At 73.3% G+C, this 20519-nt stretch carries 17 protein-coding genes and 1 tRNA gene; 10 read left to right on the top strand and 8 right to left on the bottom strand.

Annotated elements, in window-relative coordinates; all coding sequences use genetic code 11:
* The first annotated feature begins 280 nt into the window (after window positions 1-280).
* From ptsP to H9624_RS12585, 6 genes are all read left to right on the top strand, one after another.
* Window positions 281-1978 carry a phosphoenolpyruvate--protein phosphotransferase gene (gene ptsP / locus H9624_RS12610; RefSeq protein WP_251840246.1) on the top strand — a complete coding sequence of 566 codons (1698 nt, stop codon included), beginning with the start codon at window positions 281-283 and terminating at the stop codon, window positions 1976-1978.
* Window positions 1975-2373 (top strand): globin, encoded by a 399-nt coding sequence (locus H9624_RS12605; protein ID WP_251840245.1) that lies wholly within the window; start codon window positions 1975-1977, stop codon window positions 2371-2373. Before ptsP ends, H9624_RS12605 begins: the two co-directional genes overlap by 4 nt.
* Window positions 2370-3266 carry an acyl-CoA thioesterase gene (locus H9624_RS12600; RefSeq protein ID WP_251840244.1) on the top strand — a complete coding sequence of 299 codons (897 nt, stop codon included), beginning with the start codon at window positions 2370-2372 and terminating at the stop codon, window positions 3264-3266. The genes H9624_RS12605 and H9624_RS12600 overlap by 4 nt, the downstream gene beginning before the upstream one ends.
* 83 nt (window positions 3267-3349) lie before the next feature.
* Complete coding sequence (locus H9624_RS12595) at window positions 3350-5635, top strand: family 20 glycosylhydrolase (protein WP_251840243.1); 2286 nt, start codon at window positions 3350-3352, stop codon at window positions 5633-5635.
* A 95-nt stretch (window positions 5636-5730) separates the two neighbouring features.
* Window positions 5731-6732, top strand: coding sequence for a DNA topoisomerase IB (locus H9624_RS12590; RefSeq protein WP_251840242.1), 1002 nt, complete (start codon window positions 5731-5733; stop codon window positions 6730-6732).
* A gap of 81 nt (window positions 6733-6813) precedes the next feature.
* A complete protein-coding gene (locus H9624_RS12585; RefSeq protein ID WP_251840241.1) occupies window positions 6814-7098 on the top strand; it encodes a hypothetical protein in 285 nt (94 codons plus the stop codon).
* A gap of 27 nt (window positions 7099-7125) precedes the next feature.
* Here the strand turns inward: H9624_RS12585 and H9624_RS12580 are convergent, their stop codons facing one another.
* From H9624_RS12580 to H9624_RS12555, 6 genes are all read right to left on the bottom strand, one after another.
* On the bottom strand, window positions 7126-9156 hold the full coding sequence (locus H9624_RS12580) for a glycoside hydrolase family 15 protein (protein WP_251840240.1): 2031 nt from the start codon (window positions 9154-9156) through the stop codon (window positions 7126-7128).
* A 173-nt stretch (window positions 9157-9329) separates the two neighbouring features.
* Window positions 9330-9794 carry an acyl-CoA thioesterase gene (locus H9624_RS12575; RefSeq protein ID WP_251840239.1) on the bottom strand — a complete coding sequence of 155 codons (465 nt, stop codon included), beginning with the start codon at window positions 9792-9794 and terminating at the stop codon, window positions 9330-9332.
* Window positions 9794-11476, bottom strand: a complete 1683-nt coding sequence (gene ettA, locus H9624_RS12570) for an energy-dependent translational throttle protein EttA (protein ID WP_251840238.1) — start codon at window positions 11474-11476, stop codon at window positions 9794-9796. The genes H9624_RS12575 and ettA overlap by 1 nt, the downstream gene beginning before the upstream one ends.
* A gap of 114 nt (window positions 11477-11590) precedes the next feature.
* Window positions 11591-12094 (bottom strand): single-stranded DNA-binding protein, encoded by a 504-nt coding sequence (locus tag H9624_RS12565; protein ID WP_251840237.1) that lies wholly within the window; start codon window positions 12092-12094, stop codon window positions 11591-11593.
* A gap of 112 nt (window positions 12095-12206) precedes the next feature.
* Window positions 12207-13709, bottom strand: coding sequence for a GTPase (locus H9624_RS12560; protein WP_251840236.1), 1503 nt, complete (start codon window positions 13707-13709; stop codon window positions 12207-12209).
* Window positions 13706-15310 (bottom strand): GTPase family protein, encoded by a 1605-nt coding sequence (locus H9624_RS12555; RefSeq protein ID WP_251840235.1) that lies wholly within the window; start codon window positions 15308-15310, stop codon window positions 13706-13708. The genes H9624_RS12560 and H9624_RS12555 overlap by 4 nt, the downstream gene beginning before the upstream one ends.
* A gap of 103 nt (window positions 15311-15413) precedes the next feature.
* Here H9624_RS12555 and H9624_RS12550 point away from each other — a divergent pair.
* A tRNA-Arg gene (locus H9624_RS12550) sits at window positions 15414-15486 on the top strand.
* 84 nt (window positions 15487-15570) lie between these two features.
* Window positions 15571-16134, top strand: coding sequence for a dihydrofolate reductase family protein (locus H9624_RS12545; RefSeq protein ID WP_251840234.1), 564 nt, complete (start codon window positions 15571-15573; stop codon window positions 16132-16134).
* On the opposite strand, the gene H9624_RS12540 is transcribed toward H9624_RS12545, so the two are convergent.
* On the bottom strand, window positions 16135-16830 hold the full coding sequence (locus H9624_RS12540) for a hypothetical protein (protein ID WP_251840233.1): 696 nt from the start codon (window positions 16828-16830) through the stop codon (window positions 16135-16137). It lies immediately after the preceding gene.
* Between the two features lie 483 nt (window positions 16831-17313).
* Between H9624_RS12540 and H9624_RS12535 the strand changes: the two genes are divergently transcribed.
* Entirely contained in the window at window positions 17314-18330 is a 1017-nt protein-coding gene (locus H9624_RS12535; protein ID WP_251840232.1) for a magnesium and cobalt transport protein CorA, read from the top strand.
* A gap of 577 nt (window positions 18331-18907) precedes the next feature.
* Window positions 18908-19294 (top strand): hypothetical protein, encoded by a 387-nt coding sequence (locus H9624_RS12530; RefSeq protein WP_251840231.1) that lies wholly within the window; start codon window positions 18908-18910, stop codon window positions 19292-19294.
* Here H9624_RS12530 and H9624_RS12525 read toward each other — a convergent pair.
* Window positions 19291-20004, bottom strand: a complete 714-nt coding sequence (locus H9624_RS12525; protein ID WP_251840230.1) for an HNH endonuclease signature motif containing protein — start codon at window positions 20002-20004, stop codon at window positions 19291-19293. The genes H9624_RS12530 and H9624_RS12525 overlap by 4 nt on opposite strands.
* Window positions 20005-20519: the final 515 nt, after the last annotated feature.

Raw genomic sequence — 20519 nt, 5'->3', positions numbered from 1 at the left:
CGGCTCGTGCGTCATGGCTGCCTCGGCACCCAGGTCTCCGCGTGATCTTGCCAGACCTCCCGGGCCCCGGCGCGTGCGGGCGGTGCGGGTCCGGGCACACCGGACGATAGGCTCGACGGGCAGCGGCCCGGCGCGGGTGACCGCAGGACTGCGCCGCGAGGGCCGGTGCGCCCGGCCGACCGGCCCACCTGCGGGCGGTCACCCCTCCGGACCGGCACGAGCAGCGCTGGTCAGGGCGCACAATAGGCAGAGCATGGCACCACGTGACGGGAGCACCCACTTGAGCACTGAGCACGCACGCCGCACCAACGTCCGTGGCATCGGCGTGAGTCCCGGTCGGGCCGCCGGCCCGGTGGCTCAGCTCGCCGGCGCCGTCCCCGCCCCGTCCCCCCACGAGCGGCTCGCCGCCGGTGACGACGTCGAGGCCGCCGCCGCCTCCGTCGCCGAGCACGCGGCCGCGGTCGCCGAGGGCCTGAGCACCGCCGCCGAGAGCGCCGAGGGCGAGGCCGCGGAGATCCTCGCGACCACCGCGCAGATGGCGGCCGACCCCACGCTCGTCCAGTCCGCCCAGGCGAAGGTCCGCGAGGAGGGCAAGGCTCCGGCGCTGGCCGTCTGGGAGGCCGCCGACGCCGTCGCCGAGCAGCTCAGCGCGCTCGGCGGGTACATGGCCGAGCGGGCACGCGACGTCCGCGACGTGCGCGACCGCGTGGTCGCCAGCCTCCTCGGCGTCCCCATGCCGGGCATCCCGCAGCGCGAGGAGCCGTTCGTCCTCGTCGCCCTCGACCTCGCCCCCGCCGACACCGCGCTGCTCGACCCGAGCAAGGTGCGCGCCATCGTCACCGCCGAGGGCGGCCCCACCTCGCACACCGCGATCCTCGCCCGCTCGCTCGGCATCCCCGCCGTCGTCGGGGCGCCGCACGCCCTGGAGGTCCTCGAGGAGGGCCGCACCGTCCTCGTCGACGGCGCCGCCGGCACCGCCGTCCTGGACCCGAGCGCGGAGGACGTCGCCGCGGCCGAGGCGCTCGCCACGCACGTGCGCACCTTCGACGGTGAGGGCCGCACCAGCGACGGCCACCGGGTCCACCTCCTCGCCAACGTCGGGGAGCCGGCGGGCGCCGCCAAGGCCGCCCAGGCCGGTGCCGAGGGCGTGGGGCTGTTCCGCACCGAGTTCTGCTTCCTCGACCGCAACGAGGAGCCCACCGTCGCCGAGCAGGTCAAGGCCTACCGCACCGTGCTCGCCGCGTTCCCCGGCAAGAAGGTCGTCGTGCGCACGCTCGACGCCGGCGCCGACAAGCCGATGCCCTTCCTCACCGACACCGCCGAGCCGAACCCCGCCCTTGGCGTGCGCGGCCTGCGGACCTCCTGGCGCAACCCGCGGATCCTGGACAACCAGCTCACCGCGATCGCCGAGGCGGCTGCTGCCGAGAGCGCCGACGTGTGGGTCATGGCGCCGATGGTGGCCACGGTGGACGAGACCGAGGAGTTCGTCGCGGCCTGCAACAAGCACGGCCTCACCACGGCTGGCGTCATGGTCGAGGTGCCCAGCGCGGCGCTCATGTCCGGTCCCATCCTCGCCCGCGCCGCCTTCGCCTCGATCGGCACCAACGACCTCACCCAGTACACGATGGCCGCGGACCGTCTCCTCGGCTCCCTCGCCTCCCTCTCCGACGCCTTCCACCCGGCGGTGCTCCGGATGATCGAGGAGACCTGCCGCGGCGGTGCGCAGCAGAGCCGGCCGGTGGGCGTGTGCGGCGAGGCGGCCGCGGACCCGGCCACCGCCGTCGTCCTCGTCGGCCTGGGCGTGTCCTCCCTGTCGATGTCCCCGCGCTCGCTGCCGGACGTCGCCGCGGTCCTCGCGGCCACGAGCCTGCAGCGCTGCCAGGAGCTCGCCCAGCTCGCGCTCGGCGCGGAGTCCGCCGAGCAGGCGCGGGCCCTCGTGCGCGGCCAGCTGCCCGTCCTCGACGAGCTCGGCCTGTGAGCGCGAGCCCCGACGAGGTCACCGCCTACCAGGCGCTCGGCGGCCGGGCGACCTTCGAGCGCCTCGTCCGCCGCTTCTACGAGGGCGTGCGCACCGACGACGTCCTCGCGCCGATGTACCCGGAGGACGACTTCGAGGGCGCCGTCGAGCGCCTGACAATGTTCCTCGAGCAGTACTGGGGCGGCCCGACGACGTACTCCGAGACCCGTGGGCACCCGCGGCTGCGGATGCGGCACGCCGCCTACGCCGTCAGCCCGCTGGCCCGTGACCGCTGGCTGCAGCACATGCGCGCCGGCGTCGACGAGCTCGGCCTGCCCGAGGACCTCGAGACGATGCTGTGGACCTACCTCGAGCGGGCCGCGTTCTCGCTCGTCAACACGATGGAGGAGCCGTGACCGTGGCCGACGCCGGTGAGCAGAGCGAGGCGCTGACCTCGGTCCTGGAGCTCCTGCGCCTGGAGCGGACCGGGCACGACACGTGCACGGGGACGTCGCTGGAGCACCTGAGCGGACGCGTGTACGGCGGGCAGGTGCTCGCCCAGTCCCTCGTCGCGGCCGCCGGGACCGTCTCCGACGCCGGTCTGCCCGCCGAGCGGCTGCCCCACTCCGTGCACGGCTACTTCCTGCGCCCCGGCAAGCTCGACCGGCCGATCACCTTCGAGGTGGAGCGGATGCGCGACGGCGGCTCCTTCAGTGCCCGCCGCACGCACGCGATCCAGGACGGCAAGCCGATCCTCTCGATGATCACCTCCTTCCAGGAGCGCCAGCCGGGCCTCGACCACGCCGATGACCCGCCGGAGGTGCCCGGCCCCGAGGGGCTGGAGAGCTCGGCGGACCTCTTCTCCCGCTACGACCACCCCGCGGCGAACTTCTACGCCCGCACCGGCGCCTTCGACATCCGGCACGTCGAGGGCTCGATCTACGTGCCGCGCGGCCACTCCCCGCTGAGCCGCCAGGCGCTGTGGATGCGCTCCCGCGGCCGCGTGGAGGCGGACCAGCTCACCCACCGCGCGCTGCTCGCCTACGCCTGCGACCAGGTGATGCTCGAGCCGGTGCTGCGCCGCCACGAGCTCGTGTGGACCTCCCCCGGCCTGTCGGTCGCCAGCCTCGACCACGCGATGTGGTGGCACCGCGACGTGCGTGTGGACGAGTGGCTGCTCTACGTCCAGGACGCCCCCAGCGCCCAGGGCGGACGCGGGCTCGGCCTGGCGAAGGTCTACGACCGGGCCGGCGAGCTCGTCGCCACGCTGGCGCAGGAGGGCATGGTCCGGGTCCCCGAGAGGTCTTGACGCCGGTCGTAGCATGACGGCGTCACTCGCGGTGGGGCGGGGCTGGCACGCCTCCCGCGGTCGCCACCCTGGGGGAGCTCGCCATGACCGTACCCGCGTCCGTGCCCGTCCGTCCCGCCCGCCGCCGTGGGCGACGCCGCAGCGCGCTCGCGCTCTCCGCGGCACTGCTGCTGCCGCTCACGGCGCTCGGCCTCCCGGCCGCCGCCCAGAACGGGCCGGCCACCGCCGCCGTCGGTGGCACGCTGGGGGCCATGGCACCGACAGACCCGCCGACCGAGTCCCCGACGGTCGTGCCGCGTCCCGTCTCGCTCGAGCACGACGCCGACGCCGAGCCCTTCCTCCTCACCCCGGATGCCCGGATCGTGGCGGCCGGCGAAGCCGCGGCGGCCGGTGAGCTCCTCGCGGGCGTGCTGCGCCCGTCCACCGGGTACGACCTCCCGGTCGTCACCGAGGGCGACGACGGCGCCGACATCACGCTGCGGGTGGGCCCGGAGCACGCCGTCGAGGGTTATGAGGACTCCGCCGAGGCGTACACCCTGGTCGCGGGCGCCGACGGTGTCGTGGTCTCCGCGACGAGCGCCCAGGGGGTGTTCAACGGCGTCCAGACCCTGCGCCAGCTCCTCCCGACCTTCGTCGAGTACGACGAGGTGACGGCGGGGCCGTGGACGGTGCCGGCGGTGACCGTCGTCGACTCCCCGCGCTTCGCGTACCGCGGCATCATGCTCGACGTCGCGCGCAGCTTCCAGACCGTGGACGAGGTCAAGCAGTTCATCGACTCCCTGGTCCAGCTCAAGATGAACCACCTCCACCTCCACCTCGCCGACGACCAGGGCTGGCGCATCGAGATCACCAACGAGGGCCGCGCCGAGGGCGACGACATCGACTACACGCGCCTCACCTCGGTCTCGGGCCAGACGGCGATGACCGAGCAGGGCTACGAGGACGAGCCCGGGCGGACCGGTTTCTACACCCAGGAGGACTACGCCGAGATCGTCGACTACGCGGCCCAGCGGCACGTCGTCGTCGTCCCGGAGATCGACACGCCGGGACACACCCAGTCGGCGCTCCACGCCATCCCCCAGCTCAACACCGAGGGCGCCGCCCCGGAGCCGGACCCGGAGACCGGTGTCCCGCCGGCGCACGGCACCGGGGAGGTCGGCCACTCGACGCTCGACACCCGCAACGAGGTGACGTACACCTTCCTCGAGCACGTGTGGTCGCAGATCGCCGAGCTCACCCCCGGCCCCTACCTCCACATCGGCGGCGACGAGTCCCACGTCACCGAGGAGGAGGATTACATCTACTTCATGGACCGGATGATCGACGTCGTCGAGGACCTCGGCAAGGAGCCCTTCGGCTGGAACGAGCTCGCCCTCGCCGACGTCCACGAGGGCAACGTCCTGCAGATGTGGAGCGCGGGCACCGCCGGGGCGGCGATCGCACCCGAGCGGGTCAACGAGAACGGCGCCCGCATGGTCGTCTCCGACGCCCCCCGCGCCTACCTCGACCAGCGGTACGACGGTGACGACCCGGAGGACCCGGACGACTCCGTGTCCCCCATCGGGCTGTCGTGGGCGTGCCCGGACGACTGCACCGTCGAGCGGTACTACGACTGGGACCCGCAGGAGCTGTTCCCCGACGTCATGACCGAGGGCTTCCTCGGCGTCGAGGGGCCCCTGTGGTCCGAGACGGTCCGCGGCATCGCCCAGGCCCAGTGGCTCGTGCTGCCCCGGGCGGCGACGGTCCTCGAGATCGGCTGGACCCCGCAGGAGGACCGCGCGCTGGAAGACTTCTTCGACCGCCTCGCCACGCTCGGCGGGCGGCTGACCCTCCAGGACCACAACTTCTACGCCACCCCCGAGGTCGCGTGGACCGTCGACGCGGCCGGCGTCGACCAGCGCCTCGACGCTCCCGGCGCCGCCGCCATGACGGTGGGCGTCGTGACCGCACCGGGAACATCCGCGGAGGACATCGAGGCGACCGTCGACCTCGGAGACGGCAGCGAGCCGGTGCCCGCGACGGTCCTCGCCACCCGCGAGGGCGACGAGCTCACCGTCAACGGGGAGTACCTCCTCGAGGTCGAGCACACCTTCACCGAGCCGGGCACCTACAGCGGGGTCCTCAGCGTCACCGCGCCCAACGGCACGGCGACGGCGCCCTTCACCGTCACCGTGCTCGGTGACGACGGCGAGCCGACCCCGACGCCGACGCCCACACCCACGCCCACGGTGACGACGCCCGCCACGCCGCCTGCCAGGCCCGGTGGCGGCCAGCTGCCCGCCACCGGCGCCCCCGTCGCGCTCGTGCTGCTCGGCGTCGCCGCCCTCGTCGGGACCGGCGCCGGCCTGCTGCGGCGCCGGCGCGGCTGAGTCAGCGCCCGGGCGGGGCCTGCCCCGCCCGGGCGCCCTCTCCGCGCGCGATTTCCGCGCACACCTCACAGACTTGGGCCCGTGAGGGATACCAGGTGAGGCTGCGCAAGGTCCGCGTCGACTCCCCCGGTCTGACCCGCCGCCGTGCCGGCAAGGGGTACATGTACCTCGACGCGGACGGCCAGCGGGTCACCGACCCCGACATCGTCGAACGGTGCCGCTCGCTCGTCATCCCGCCCGCGTGGCGGGACGTGTGGATCTGCCCCGACCCGGCCGGGCACATCCAGGCCGTGGGGATCGACGACGCCGGACGGCGCCAGTACCTCTACCACGACGTGTGGCGCGCCCGACGGGAGCGGGCGAAGTACCGGCACGTGCTCGACGTCGCCACCCGCCTGCCCGAGGCACGCGGGCAGGTGGCCGAGCACCTCGCGCTCCCTCGGCTCACCCGGGAGCAGTCGCTCGCCATCGCCTTCCGGCTCCTCGACCGCGGCGCCTTCCGGATCGGTGGGGAGACCTACGCCGCGCGCCACGAGACCTACGGCCTGGCGACGCTGCGTAAGGACCACCTGCGGATCCGTGCCGACGGCACGCTGAGCTTCCAGTACACGGCCAAGTCCGGGCTGCCCCGCTCCCTGGAGCTGCTCGACCCCGAGCTCACCGGCCCGCTCACCACGCTGCGCCGACGCCGCGGCGGTGGCGTCGAGCTGCTCGCCTACCGCAACGGCAGCCGCTGGGTGGATCTGTCGACGGCGGACATCAACGCCTACCTCAAGGACCTCCTCGGGCCCGACGCGAGCGCCAAGGACTTCCGCACGTGGCGCGGGACCGTCATGGCCGCCGTCCACCTCGCCCGCGCGGAGGACGTCTCCACCTCGCGCAAGCGGCAGGCGGCGGTGCGGGAGGCGGTCAAGCGGGTGGCCGAGGACCTCGGCAACACCCCGGCGGTCAGCCGGGCCTCCTACATCGACCCGCAGGTCATCGACAGCTTCGAGCGCGGCAACACGATCCCGCCCGACGCCGCGGCGCCCGGTGAGATCGAGGTCCGCACGGGCCTCGCCCCGGCGGAGCAGGCGGTCATCGGCCTCCTGTCCTGATCCCCTCCGCGATCCGGGGCCGTCCGCGGCCGTGCCTGTGCCACGATGGCGGGGCACTCGGGTCGGGGGGAGACGACGACGATGGCACTGCTCCTGACGTCCGCCTTCGCCGCCGTCATGGTGGGGATCCTCGCCGTCACGCGCCTGTTCAGCACGAGGGTGGCCGCCGCCCCCACGGCCTTGTACGGCGCCCTCGCGGTGACGGCCCTGCTCCTCCTCGACGTCGACGAGGTCCCCGGCGGGAACATCGCGGGCACGCTCCTCGTCCTCACGGCCTTCTCCGCCGCCCACGTGGTCCTGAGTCTGCGGCGCGAGCGCCGGCGGTACGCGGCGGGGGCGCGGCAGCGGCAGGAGATCGCCGGCTGAGGCAGCGCCGCCGGAACCGGCGGCGGCTCAGCGACGCCGACGACGGCTGAGCCCGACGACGACGGCAGCCGCCGCGAGGGCGAGCACGAGCAGCCAGGGGGCGGCGACCGAGTCGGGGGTGGCGAGCGGGGCGGGGGCGGCGGACCGCGGGTCGGTGGCGGCGTCGTCGCCGGTCGTCACGGTGCTCGTGCCGGCCGGCGGGGTGGGGACGGAACCGTCGAGCGCGGTGAGGGTGAGCACGGTGAGCGACGCGGTCCAGCCGAGGGTGGCGACCGCCGCCGGGTTCCCGTCCGGGCCGACCTTCTCGGGGTAGGCGCCCACCTCAGTGCGGTGGGCGTCCATCCACTCGACGAGGCGCTCGGCCTTGGCGTCCTGACCGTCCGCGGCCCAGGCGAGGGCGAAGAACATCGTCTCCGGGGTCCACGTCATGTCATCGCCCCAGCGTTCGCCGGGCTGCACCCCGCCGGTGTCCTGGACCAGGGCCTCCCACGTCGTGTCGAGCTCGGCGCGGACCACCGGGGTGACGGGGTTGAAGGGCGGCGCGAGCCAGGCGACGGCCGAGTCCTTGCCGCTGCCGTCGACGACGGTGCGCTGGTAGCCGATGCCGCCGAAGGAGTGGTCGATGCCCCACTGGAGACGGTCGGCTGCGGCGAACCAGCGGTCGGCGTCGTCCTCCTCGCCGGCGAGCTCGGCGATCGCGGCGGCGGCGCGCAGGCCGGCGAGCAGCGGGGCCGCCGTCCCGAGGTTCGGTGCGGGGTAGCCGCTCTCCCAGTAGTCCGGCCGGGCCGGTGGGATGCCGTTCTCGTCGAGGCTGGCGGCGGCGTGGTCGGCGGCGGCCTCGACGGTCGGGTAGAGCTCGGCGAGGGCGGCGTCCCGGTCGGCGGCGGACGCGACCTGGAGGTACTGCCACGTGGCCCACGGGACCCAGCCGTTGGCGTCGAGCTGCCAGGCGCGGGCGTCCGGCGGTCCGGAGCCGTCGAGGAGGGTGCGTGCCTCCCACGTGCCGTCCGGGCGCTGGGTGCTCGCGTTGTAGCGCAGGATCCGCAGCGCCTCCTCGGGGAACCCGGCGCGGGCGAGGGCGACCGCGGTGAAGGCCGAGTCACGCGGCCAGGAGTAGCGCCAGATCGTGTGCCACGCCGCGGCGACGGCGCCGTTGTCCTGGAGCAGGAGCCGCATGTCCAGCAGCGCCCGCTCGGCCATCGCGCGCTCGGCCTCCGTGCGGCCGGGCACGCTGCCGGAGGCGAGCCAGGCGCGGCTCTCCTCGACCTGCGCGAGCGCGTCGGGGTGCCCGGCGGGCACGACGACGGGCGCCTGCGCACCCTCCGGGACGTAGAGCCAGCTCCCGTCGGCCAGCTCGAGGACGCTGGAGCCGGGCACGAAGCGCGCCCCCGCCGCCTCGAAGGCCGACAGCGCGTAGGGGTGGCCCGGGGTACCGACGATGCCGGCGGGCTGCACGCCGAGCTGCTCGCCGCCCAGGTGGCGCCAGCACGAGTTGTCCGCCGCGCAGCCGGGGTGGGCGTCGTCGACGTAGAAGGCGAGGTCCCAGGCGGCGTAGCGCTCGGCGGGGCCCGCGCCCTGCTCCACCCAGCCGCCCCAGTGGTCACGGTCGTAGTTCCAGCTGGGAGGCGATCCCGGGGCGGCCGAGCGCGAGCCCCACCACTCGACGGCGCCGTCGGTGCCGGTCGCCTGGAGGACGAGGGCGTACTCCTCCCCCGGCGTCACCCGGGCGCCGCCGAGGTTGAGCTCGAGCCAGCCGCGGCCGGTGCCGCCGAGGTCCACCTGCGCGGCGGCGACCTCGGTGGCGGGGTCGGTGACGTCGGTGCGCACCGAGGCGGTGACCTGCCCGCTCGTGGAGCGGCTGACGAGCCACGCCGCCACGGTGTCCAGCTCGTCGTCCCGGGGGACGAAGGACTGCGCGCCCGCGTGGCCGGGCCCGTGGATGGCGACGTTGGCGTGGGTGTGGTCGGGCTGGGCCGCGGAGGCGCCGGCGGCCGGCACGGCGGCTCCCGTGAGGGCGAGGGCTGCGCTCGCCACCGCTGCGAGGAGCCTGCCTCTCATCGTCGTCCCTGCTCGTCGTCGTCCTGGGCCACGTCCCACCCCACCTTACGGCGAGCCGCCTCCCCCGCCCCCACACGCGCCGAGCGCTGAGTTGTTCCAGCCCCGCCAGTAACAACTCAGCTCTCGCCGCGAAGAGGGTCCGTGCGCCGACAGCCGGATCTCGCCCGGCGGGGTCAGCGGGTGAGGTTGCGACGGAAGGTGACCGGCGCCTCGACGAGCTCGGACCAGGCGGCGCGCTCGTCGTCGGTGATGCGGCGCGGGCGGCCGGTGGTGCGGTCGACGAGCACGAGGGTCGTCATCGCCCGCACGGCGACGCCCTCGGGCCCGGGCACCTCGTAGCAGACGTCGATGCTCGCCCCGCCCATGCGGGCCAGCCACATCTCCACCTGGATCGGCGCCGTCGTGTACTCCAGCGGCGCAAGGTACTCGATCTCCTGGTGCGCGATGAAGGTGGCCGTCTGGGCGCCGTCACCGGCGGCGGGAATCCTGCCGCCAGTGACCTCCGGGTCCTCCGGGCTCGCCCAGAACGCGGCGATGCGCGCCTCCTCGAGGAGGGTGAGCATCGCCGCGTTGTTGACGTGCCCGTAGCCGTCGATGTCCGACCAGCGGAGCTTGACGGGAACGGTCAGTCGGGTCATCAGTCGCGCGTGAGCTTGCGGTAGCTCATGCGGCTGGGGCGCGCGGCGTCAGGCCCCAGTCGAGCGACCTTGTTCTCCTCGTAGGAGGCGAAGTTGCCCTCGAACCAGTACCAGTTCGCCGGGTTCTCCTCGGTGCCCTCCCAGGCAAGGATGTGGGTGGCGACGCGGTCGAGGAACCACCGGTCGTGCGAGACGACGACGGCGCAGCCGGGGAACTCGAGCAGCGCGTTCTCCAGCGAGCCGAGCGTCTCGACGTCGAGGTCGTTCGTCGGCTCGTCGAGCAGCAGGAGGTTGCCGCCCTGCTTGAGCGTGAGCGCGAGGTTGAGGCGGTTGCGCTCACCACCGGAGAGCACGCCGGCCGGCTTCTGCTGGTCGGCGCCCTTGAAGCCGAACTGCGAGACGTAGGCGCGCGAGGGGATCTCGACCTTGCCGACCTGGATGAAGTCCAGGCCGTCGGACACGACCTCCCACAGCGTCTTCTTCGGGTCCAGGCCCTCGCGGGACTGGTCGACGTAGGAGATCTGCACGGTCTCCCCGACCTTGAGGTCACCGCCGTCGAGCGACTCGAGACCGACGATCGTCTTGAAGAGGGTCGTCTTGCCGACGCCGTTGGGGCCGATGACGCCGACGATGCCGTTGGGCGGCAGGGAGAAGGACAGCCCGTCGATGAGGGTGCGGTCCCCGAAGCCCTTCTCGAGGTTCTTCGCCTCGATGACGACCGAGCCCAGGCGCGGGCCCGGCGGGATCTGGATCTCCTCGAAGTCGAGCTTGCGCATGCGGTCGGCCTCGGCGGCCATCTCCTCGTAGCGGGCCAGACGCGCCTTGGACTTCGCCTGGCGGCCCTTGGCCGAGGAGCGGACCCACTCGAGCTCGTCCCTCAGGCGCTTCTGGAGCTTGGCGTCCTTCTTGCCCTGGACCTCCAGGCGCGAGGCCTTCTTCTCCAGGTAGGTGGAGTAGTTGCCCTCGTAGGGGTAGAGGCGCCCGCGGTCGACCTCGGCGATCCACTCGGCGACGTGGTCGAGGAAGTACCGGTCGTGGGTGACGGCGATGACGGCACCGGCGTACTTGGCGAGGTGCTGCTCGAGCCAGAGCACCGACTCGGCGTCGAGGTGGTTGGTGGGCTCGTCGAGGAGCAGGAGGTCGGGCGCCTCGAGCAGGAGCTTGCACAGCGCGACGCGGCGCCGCTCACCACCGGACAGCACGGAGACGTCCGCGTCGGGCGGCGGCAGGCGCAGCGCGTCCATCGCCTGCTCGAGCTGGGAGTCGAGGTCCCACGCGTTGGCGGCGTCGATCTCACCCTGGAGGGTGCCCATCTCGGCCATGAGCGCGTCGAAGTCGGCGTCGGGGTTCGCCATCTCCTCGCCGATGGCGTTGAAGCGGTCGAGCTTGGCCTTGATCTCCGAGACGCCGTCCTGGACGTTCTCCAGGACGTTCTTCGTCTCGTCCAGCGGCGGCTCCTGCAGGAGGATGCCCACGGTGTAGCCGGGGCTCAGCCGCGCCTCACCGTTCGAGGGCTGCTCCAGCCCGGCCATGATCTTGAGGATCGTCGACTTGCCCGCGCCGTTCGGACCGACCATGCCGATCTTGGCGCCGGGCAGGAAGGACATGGAGACGTCGTCGAGGATGACCTTGTCGCCGTGCGCCTTGCGTGCCCTGACCATCGAGTAGATGTACTCGGCCACAACTCTCCCAGTGCTCGAGGATGCGGGCCGGACCCCCGGCCGCTTGCGTCCTCCAGCGTAGGCCACGGCCGCCCGGTCGTCGTCTGCCGCCGGTGTGGGCTTCGCTGCAGGCGATCACACCTCGACGGGCGCCTTCTCCCACGGGTCCGCGGGCTCCAGGCCCTCCCCCACGGGTGCGCCGCCGTCCTCCGGGTCCCGCTCCTCGTCCGCCCCGGGCGCCGGCTCCCCCGCGGCGAAGGCCTCCGCCGGTGCCTGCTCGATGACCTTCGCGTAGGTGACGAGGCCGTACTTGATGTCGACGGCGATGACACCGGCGGTGATGACGTTGGTGTGGCTCGTGCGCTCCGGCCCGGCCCACTCCTCGGAGCTGAAGATGCCCTGGACGAGGACCGGCATGCCGCGGCGGATCGACCGCTGCACGAACTTGCCGTTCGGTCCCCACGTCTTGACGGTGAACCACTCGGTGCCGGTCTCCCGCCACTCGCCGCTGGCGGAGTCCCGGTAGCTGCGGGTGCACGCGAGCCGGAACTTCGTCACCTCCCTGTCGTTGGGCGTGATGACGATCTCCGGGTCGGTCCCGACGCGTCCGCGGACGGTGATCTGGTTGGTGTCGCTCATCGCAGTGCTCCCTGGCTCACGGCCGGCGGGGTGCCGGCGTCGAGCACGACGATGCCGCGCGGTGCCGTCACCCGGCAGCGGCGAGGCGGCCCGCTGTGGACGGAGCCGTCGCTCAGCCGTCCTGTGCGGCAGCCGCGTCCAGCGCGAGGCGCAGGGTCCGGTGCCGCTCGAGGACGGCGACCGTCGGCGCGGCGAGCTCGCGGCGCACGACCTCACCGACCCGCTCCTCCACCTCCTGGCGGTAGCGCGCCGCCGCCCGCTCCCCCTGGGAGCCGCGGGACACCCGCGCGACGACGACGCTCGCGCCGCCGAGCACGAGCAGCCCCGCCCCGACGCCGAGGAGCACCCCGCCGGGCAGGTCACCGGCCCCGAGGGCGCCGACGGCACCGAGGACGAGGGCGAGCACGCCGAGCGCGGCCAGCGCGAGGCCACCCACCTGCAGCGCGAGCAGTGCGGGCCGCCGCACCTGCGGCAGCGGCACGCCGTCGACGGCGGAGGAGACGGACCCGCGCAGCGACTCGGCGGAGGGCACGGCCTGCGTCACGGCGCGCTCCCACCGCTCGGGCAGGCCGGCGGTCGCGGCCGCGAGCCAGCGCCCCCGCACGGCCTCGACGGCGCCGGTGGCCGGCGGCTCCGGGCGGGCCAACGCGCTGGACCGCACCCTCTCGACGGCGGCACGCACCGAGTCCGCGACGGAGCCGACGCCGGCCGCGCGGCTCAGCTCACCGGCGGCCGCTGCCACCTCGGAGGACCCGAGGGCGGGCTCGTCCTTGCCGACGGCGGCGCGCAGCCTGCGGGCGACGGCCCCGATCTCGGCCTCGGCGGTGCGGGCGGCGGTCGAGGACCGTGCCACGGTGAGCGCGAGGATCTCCCGCACGTCCGCGATGCCCTGCCCGGTGACGGCGGAGGTGGTGATGACCTCGACGCCGCCCAGGCCGTCGGCGCGCAGGAGGTCCCGGACCGACTCGACCACTCGCGGCACCGCGGCCGCGGGGATGGTGTCGACCTGGTTGACGAGGACGAGCATGGCCTCCTGGCGGTCGGCCAGGGCACGCAGGTAGCGGTCGTGGAGGGCGTGGTCGGCGTACTTCTGGGGGTCGACCACCCAGATGAGCATGTCGACGAGCGGCAGCAGCCGGTCGACCTGGTCGGCGTGGGCCTCGGCGACGGAGTCGTGGTCGGGCATGTCGAGGAGCACGAGCCCGTGCAGGGCCTGCTCCTCGTCGGCGTCCAGGACGCTCTCGCGGCCGATGCGCCGGTGGTCGGAGACCTCGAGGAAGTCGAGCAGCTCGGTGGCCGAGCCGCCCCACACGCACGCGGCGGCCCGGTCGGTGGTGGGCCGGATCGCGCCGACGTCGGCGAAGCGCAGCCGGGAGATCGCGTTGAACAGGGAGGACTTGCCCGAGCCCGTGCCGCCGACGAGGGCGACGACCGTGCGGTCCACGCCGAGCGCGAGCCGCTTCTCCACCTGGGCGATGTCGGCGAGGGAGGCGGCGACGAGCTCGGGGGCGACCTCGTCACCGGCCTGCCCGAGCGCCGCGGCGATCCGCTGGACGTGCGTGCTCAGCCGCTCGTCGTCGTGGGCGGGAGCGGCGTGGGCGCCGTGGTGCCTCATTGGTGTCCTCTCAGCTCACTGGCCCGCAGCCGCAGACCGGCACCGGCCTCGCTGCGCAGCCCGAGGGCGGCGAGGCGGTCGAGGGCGGGGCCGGCCTCGTCACGGACCACGGCGGCGGCCGTCTCGTGGAGGTCCTCGGCCACCGTCGCGACGACGTCCTCGTCGGGCACGAGCGCCCGGACGGCGCGTGCGGCTCCCTCGAGGCCGGCGGCGGCCGCCTGCAGCAGGCCGCTGAGCCCGGCGGCGTCGAGCACGCGCGCGGAGTCACCGAGCACCCGCTCGGCGAGCGCGTCGGTCCGGGCGGCCCAGGCGGCGACGGCGGACTCGGCGCGGGAGTCGCGTGCGCCGTCGTCGGCCACGAGCAGGTCTGCGCCGCCGCGGCCGGGCTCGGACCAGGCGCGACGCAGGTCCGCGGCGGCGTCCGCCGCGGCGTCGACGAGGAGCGGGGCGAGCGCCTGGCGCGTCTCGGCCCCGATGGCGACGGCGGCGCGGCTGCGGTCGCGTGTGCCGCTGCCCCGCCAGCCCTTGCGGACCCGGGAGACGTCACCGGTGAGCGGGGCCAGCACGCCACCGGTGCTCGCCGCGGACAGCCAGCGGGTGGTCGGCGCGCCCTGGGTGGCGACGCCGGTGCGCAGGCGGGCGACGAGCGCGTCGGCGGCCTCCCCGACGGCGTGCTCCGCCCGGGAGCGCAGCGTGCCGGCGGCCATGGCCTGCTCGGTGATGCCGTCGGCCAGGCGCAGCAGCTCCTCGCGCAGCGTCCCCCACACGCCCTGGGTGGTGCGGCGCACGACGCCGCGGGCGGTGTTGCGGCCACCGAGGAGCGCGAGCCAGGTGCGGACGGGTTCGACGACGTCGGCGGGGAGCAGGCCCTCGTGCGGGCCCACGTCCTGCACGACGAACAGCGGGGCCTCCCCCAGCCCGAGGTCGGTCATCCGGCGCATGAGGTCGGCACGCACCTCGGGGAGCACGCGGCGCGGGACCCGGTTGAGGAGGACGGCGACCGTGATGCCGCGCTCCTGCGCCTGGCGCAGCACCCGCCACGGCACGGCGTCGCCGTAGCGCGCGGCGGTGGTGACGAAGAGCCACAGGTCGGCGGTCTCGAGGAGGAGGTTGGCCAGGGTGCGGTTGCCCTCGAGGACGGAGTCGAGGTCCGGCGCGTCGAGCAGGGCCAGGCCGGCGGGCACGCCGTCGTCGGGGACGACGTCGGCGAGCTCGGTGATCGGGTGCTCGGCGACGAGCCAGGTGTCCTCGGGGCGGACGGCGAGGACCGGGCTGATCGTCGTCGGCCGGATGACGCCCGCGTCGGAGATCTCGCGGCCGACGACGGAGTTGACGAGCGTCGACTTCCCCGCGCCGGTCGAGCCGCCGAGGACGACGACGGCGGGCCCCGCGTCGCGCTTGAGGCGCGGCAGCAGGTGAGCCCCGATCTGCGTCTCGACCCGGTCGCGCAGCTCCCGCAGCGCCTCGGCACCGGGCAGGCCGAGGGGGAAACGGGCGGAGGTGACGTCGTCGAGCACGTCGGTGACGACGTCGAGAATCGGTGACCGGCCCCGCACGTGGCGTGCCGAGCGGGCATCGCGGGTGTCGGGGGCGGTGGTCACGCCCCCATCCTCCCTGGTCAGCAGGGGCAGACCAAGCCTGGACGTCACGTGTCGGGGTGCGTGTCGCCGGGAGGCACTACCGTTGGGCCTGCCGGTTTGCCGGGCCCCAGTAGCTCAATGGATAGAGCAACGGCCTTCTAATCCGTAGGTTGCAGGTTCGAGTCCTGCCTGGGGCGCCCCTCACGAGCTGCTGCGCCGCACTCTTGACGGCGCCCCCGCGCCGCTGGACGCTGGAGCCCCGCCAGGCCCCGGAGGCACCCATGGGCAAGCTCATCTACGCAGCCAACGTCTCTCTCGACGGCTACCTCGAGGACGAGACCGGCGCCTTCGACTGGTCCGAGCCGGACGAGGCGGTGCACGCGTTCTGGAACGAGCACGAGCGCGGCATCGGCACCTCGCTCTACGGCCGTCGCATGTACGAGACGATGCGTGTCTGGGAGGACGACGACTGGCTCGCCGACGAGCCGACCGTCGTCCGCGAGTACGCGCAGATCTGGCGCGACGCCGACAAGGTCGTCTACTCCTCGACCCTCGAGGACGTGACGACAGCGCGGACGAGGGTCGAGCGGCGGTTCGAGCCGGAGGCGGTCCGACAGCTGAAGGCCGACTCCAGCGCGGACCTCAGCATCGGCGGTGCCGCCATCGGCGCCGAGGCGTTCCGCCACGGGCTGGTCGACGAGTGCGTCCTCCTTCTCTATCCCGTGGTCGTGGGCGGCGGGAAGCCGGCGCTGCCCCGCGGCGTACGACTCGACCTCGAGCTGCTGGACCAGCGCCGCTTCGACACCGGGGTGGTCCACGTCCGCCACGCGGTGCGGAACGCCTGACTAGCAGGTGGCCAGCAGGCGGCTGAGGACGGTCGTGGAGAGGTACTCCGCGTAGCCCTCCGGCCACGGTGGCACGTCGGTGCCGGTGGGCTGCGCGGCGACTGAGACGCCGCACTCCTGGTCGGCGGTCACGGCGTCGGCGGTGAAGCTCCACGAGGGGCCACCGAAGGTCCACCCCTCGCCCCCGTCGACCTCCAGGGGCTCGGTCGCGAAACCGAGGGGCTCGCCCAGGACCATGTCCTCTCCGCGCTGCACGCGGAAGCTGAAGCCGACTCCGCTCGGGGACTCGTAGGTGCCACCGACGATCGCGGCATCCTCGAGGCCTGCCACCGACTCGAGGGCCAGGCCGAAGGGGTCTTCCGGACGAGCCAGGTCGGGATACGGGCCGGCAGCGTCCGCGTCGAGCACTGCCCCACCGTTAGCCAGCGTGGACGCCATGAGGCTCGCGGTCGTGGTGAGGTGGTCCCCCTCCCCGACCTCGGCAAGCTCCACCGAGTCGAGCAGCTCACCGGAGTCGATGTCGACGATGGCGTAGGACAGCGCCGGCCAGTCGGGGCCGACCACGGCGGCGTACTCGTGCGCCTCACCGCAGTTCGTCCGGTCCCAGGTGGCCCAGCTGCCGGACTGGGTGTCCACGACGGCGACCCGCGGGTGCTCCCGCATCCGCGCGTCTCCCCACTCGGCTGGGTCGGTCATGGTCTCTCCCGTCCGAGGGTCGGCCGGTGTCGCGTTCCACCAGCCCTCCAGCCGGCCCGCAGGGAACATGTCCTCGCGAGACGGGAACTCCGCGCACAGGGTTCCCTCGACCGGCTCGTTCAAGGGGGTGGCAGCCGGACCGGCTGGTGCGGGAGGTGGACTGCCCTCCGCGCACGCGCCCAGCACGACAACGGACAGGACCGCAACACTGCTCGCCACCCGACGCACCAGAACACCGTGCCACAGCGCCGGACATCTGGAGGCCGGTTCGGAACCCCTACCACCGCCGCCTGCACGGCGAGTTCACCCTCGCCCCACCCGCCGAGCGGGAAGCAACCTACTACCGTCGGGTCAGGTTCCGAGCCTCCGGGGTTCGGCAAGAAGATCGGCGAGACGATCCTGTCCGAGGACACGGTCACCGTCCTAGAACCCGCCGCGGTCGCCGAACACTTCGTCCACACGGCGAACAAGGGAGCACACGTCATGGGAGTCGTGGACAACGTCATCTACGTCGACGGGCAACGGGCCGCGACACCGCACACCCTGGAGCAGACCTTCGAGCTGCTCCACCAGCACGGTGGCATGGCCTGGGTGGGGCTCTACCGCCCCACCCCCGAGGAGGTCAGCGCCATCGCCGGCGAGTTCGGCCTGCACGAGCTGGCCGAGGAAGACACCAACAAGGCCCACCAAAGGCCCAAGCTGGAACGTTACGGCCACACCCTGTTCACCGTCCTGCGCCCCGCCCGGTACCTCGAGGACGTCGAGGAGGTCGAGTTCGGGGAGCTGCACGTCTTCACCGGCCCCGGCTTCGTCGTCACGGTCAGACATGCCGAGTCGCCGGACCTGGGCCGGGTACGGCGCCGGCTCGAGGACGACCCGGGCACTCTCCGCCTCGGTCCGGAGGCGGTGCTCTACGCGATCCTCGACGAGGTCGTGGACCAGTACGGCCCGGTGGTGGCCGGACTGGAGAACGACATCGACGAGATCGAGGACCAGCTCTTCGACAGCGACCCGACCGTCTCACGGCGGATCTACGAGCTCTCCCGAGAGGTGATGGCTTTCCAACGCGCCACCCACCCGCTCGTGGGCATGCTCGAGGACCTCGAGCGTGGTTTCGACGCGTACGAGGTGGACGTGGAGCTACGGCACCGGCTCCGCGACGTCCGCGACCACACCCTGCGCGTGGTCGAGCGCGCCGACGCCTTCCGCAGCCTCCTGCAGAACGCCCTGGCGGTCAACGCCACCCTGGTGGCACAGCAGCAGAACGAGGAGATGCGCCGCGTCAGCGAGGCCAGCTACCAGCAGAGCGAACAGGTCAAACGCATCTCCTCGTGGGCAGCGATCTTCTTCGCCCCCACCCTGGTCGGGACGATCTACGGCATGAACTTCGCCCACATGCCAGAGCTTGACTGGGCGTACGGCTACCCCCTTGCACTGCTCGCCATGGTCGCGCTGGGCGTGGTCCTGTACGCCGTCTTCAAGAGGCACCACTGGCTCTAGGAACGTCATGAGCATGCCCTCCCGGGCGGCCCATCGCTGGCGCACCACGCTCCACTGCGCCGCACCCGGTTCCCCATCTTGGACTCCACATGCGGGAGCCGGACCTCCGCTACGGTCATGGCATGCAAAGGAGCGTTCCGCGGGGGTCGGGCACCTCGAAGAGGGCAGTCAGCCGCCCGTTCGCGGGCGAGGCACTACGGTTCTGGGCTGCAGTCTGCGCGCTCGGCGGTGCATCCGTCTCGATCATCTTGGCCGCCTTACTCGCGATCCTCCCGCACAGGAGCAGCCAAGTCATGGTCTACACAGTTCTCGGCCTCGCCTGCTTCACCGTCGCGGCGCTCATCGGACTGGCCGAGTGCGTCTACAGGCGACGGGCTCGCCGAGATCGGGCTTCTTACGGGCTTGGGTAGATCCGTCGGGTCGCGGAACAGCGCCGGCAAGCAACGTCGCTAGATCGAAGCACCGTGTTGCGCCTGCTTAGCCAAGGCGCCGGTCAGTACATCTGGACACGCCTGCAACGCTCAGCCTCATGGTGGCCATGAACAGGGTGCCGCACTCCCTGTACGAAGGGCTCACCATGGACGACACCGACGTCGACCTGCTGCGTAGGAGCGCGCCGGAACCGTCAGCATCCGCCAGCAAGCTGACGGTTCTGCTGGCCGAGGAGCTGCGGGACGTCGACGTCCCGACGCCCAGGCCGGCGATGGGGCGTCGACGCCGGAACAGCGTCGTCGCTGTAGCGATGGGCACGCTGCTCGTGACCACGGGCGCCGTCAGCGACGAGATCCATGAGGAACTCCGGACCGCAGCGCGGGAGGCGGTACCCGAGATCGTGTTCCCGGAAGACGTCGATCTCACGTCCTACGACGCCGTCGAGCGCTTCTACAGCGGCTCCTCCGTGTCCTGCCCGGAGGGGTCCGATGACTTTCGGCCCGTGACGCGGGCTGAACCCTGGTCTTCCTAGAAGGTCGGGGTATCCGGCATCGCCTGCCTGCGGCGGCGCTCGCGGGTCACCCGGCCGCCGGGATGACGGCGGTAGATGTGGCCGCTGGGGGTCACCCACTCGTAGGCGCCGCTGCCCAGGCGACGGAGCCGGAACGCACCGCTGGTCTTGAGGATGTGGTCGTGGGTGCAGAGGTCCTCGAGGCCGAGCATGGAGGTGGTCCCTCCGGCGTTCCACGGGACGATGTGGTCCAGCTGGCAGCCGCGGGCGGGGTGGGTGCAGCCGGCACGGACGCAGGTGCCGTCCCGCAGCCGGATGAGCTCGGCGAGCTCCGCGGGTGGCCGGTAGCGGGTGCGTCCGTGGTCCAGGACGGTGCCGGTGAGTGGGTCGGTGACGATCCGTCGCCACGTCCCGCCGAGTGCCGCGGCCCGGGCGACGGCGGGGGAGATGGGCCCGTAGCCCTCGAGGGTGGCTACCTCGGCGGGTTCGCGGTCGAGGAAGGCGAGCATGGCGTCCTCGTCGGGCAGCGGGGCGAGCTCCGCGCCGGAGCCGTCGGCCGGCTTCGCGCCGGTGCCGTCGGCCGGCTTCGATGCCGGTAGGCCGAGCTGTCTGGCGATGTCGGCCGGGAGCAGGACCGAGAGCGGCACGAGGACGCGGATCTGGGCGCGCTGCCCGCCGATGTGGCCCACCGGCATGTGCCAGCGGCGAGGGACAGTGCCTGATCTGCTCATCGGTTGATGCTCCACGGACGGACCGGGCGGCCTGGGCGGGTCCACGGGGGCGGGTGGGCCAGTTGTGAGCACAGCTGTCCCCTCGGCCCCCGCATCGGGTGGGTCGGGAGCCGCCGGATCAGCTTCCTGGGTTAAGTCCGCGGGGCTCGGTGCGAGCTCGCCGGGTGGGTCCTGCTCGGCGGTGGGCGTGGTCGTCGGGCTCACGAGCGGTGCAGGAGTCTCGGAGTCTGGGCTGCACTGCTCGCCGGCGGGCTCATCCTGCTGGGCAGCGGCGTCGTCCGAGGCGCCAAACCGGCCCTCGGGCCCGCCGGGCTCGTGAGCCGGCGGCTCGTCCGACAGCCGCGCGTCCGGCAGCGGCTCACCCGCAGCGGAGTCAGCCGGTGGAGGTGTTGGTGTCACCGGGCCGTCCGGTTCCGGCTGCTCGTCGGCCACGGTGGTGCCTGGCGGCAGTCCGACGTAGCCGAGCTCGAGCGCGGTGTGGCCCATGAGGGAGAGGATGTCCGCGCGGAGCTGGT

This window comes from Oceanitalea stevensii, assembly GCF_014837105.1.
Lineage (GTDB): Bacteria > Actinomycetota > Actinomycetes > Actinomycetales > Actinomycetaceae > Oceanitalea > Oceanitalea stevensii.
This window is presented reverse-complemented; position numbering and strand designations above follow the sequence as displayed.

What these genes read in the sequence shown, in the direction of transcription:
- H9624_RS12585 (WP_251840241.1), top strand. Translation starts at nt 6,814, where the DNA reads ATGGCACTGCTCCTGACGTCCGCCTTCGCCGCCGTCATGGTGGGGATC.
- H9624_RS12525 (WP_251840230.1), bottom strand. Translation starts at nt 20,004, where the DNA reads ATGAGCAGATCAGGCACTGTCCCTCGCCGCTGGCACATGCCGGTGGGC.
- H9624_RS12575 (WP_251840239.1), bottom strand. Translation starts at nt 9,794, where the DNA reads ATGACCCGACTGACCGTTCCCGTCAAGCTCCGCTGGTCGGACATCGAC.
- H9624_RS12595 (WP_251840243.1), top strand. Translation starts at nt 3,350, where the DNA reads ATGACCGTACCCGCGTCCGTGCCCGTCCGTCCCGCCCGCCGCCGTGGG.
- H9624_RS12535 (WP_251840232.1), top strand. Translation starts at nt 17,314, where the DNA reads ATGGGAGTCGTGGACAACGTCATCTACGTCGACGGGCAACGGGCCGCG.
- H9624_RS12530 (WP_251840231.1), top strand. Translation starts at nt 18,908, where the DNA reads ATGGACGACACCGACGTCGACCTGCTGCGTAGGAGCGCGCCGGAACCG.
- H9624_RS12540 (WP_251840233.1), bottom strand. Translation starts at nt 16,830, where the DNA reads ATGACCGACCCAGCCGAGTGGGGAGACGCGCGGATGCGGGAGCACCCG.
- H9624_RS12545 (WP_251840234.1), top strand. Translation starts at nt 15,571, where the DNA reads ATGGGCAAGCTCATCTACGCAGCCAACGTCTCTCTCGACGGCTACCTC.
- H9624_RS12560 (WP_251840236.1), bottom strand. Translation starts at nt 13,709, where the DNA reads ATGAGGCACCACGGCGCCCACGCCGCTCCCGCCCACGACGACGAGCGG.
- H9624_RS12580 (WP_251840240.1), bottom strand. Translation starts at nt 9,156, where the DNA reads ATGAGAGGCAGGCTCCTCGCAGCGGTGGCGAGCGCAGCCCTCGCCCTC.
- H9624_RS12565 (WP_251840237.1), bottom strand. Translation starts at nt 12,094, where the DNA reads ATGAGCGACACCAACCAGATCACCGTCCGCGGACGCGTCGGGACCGAC.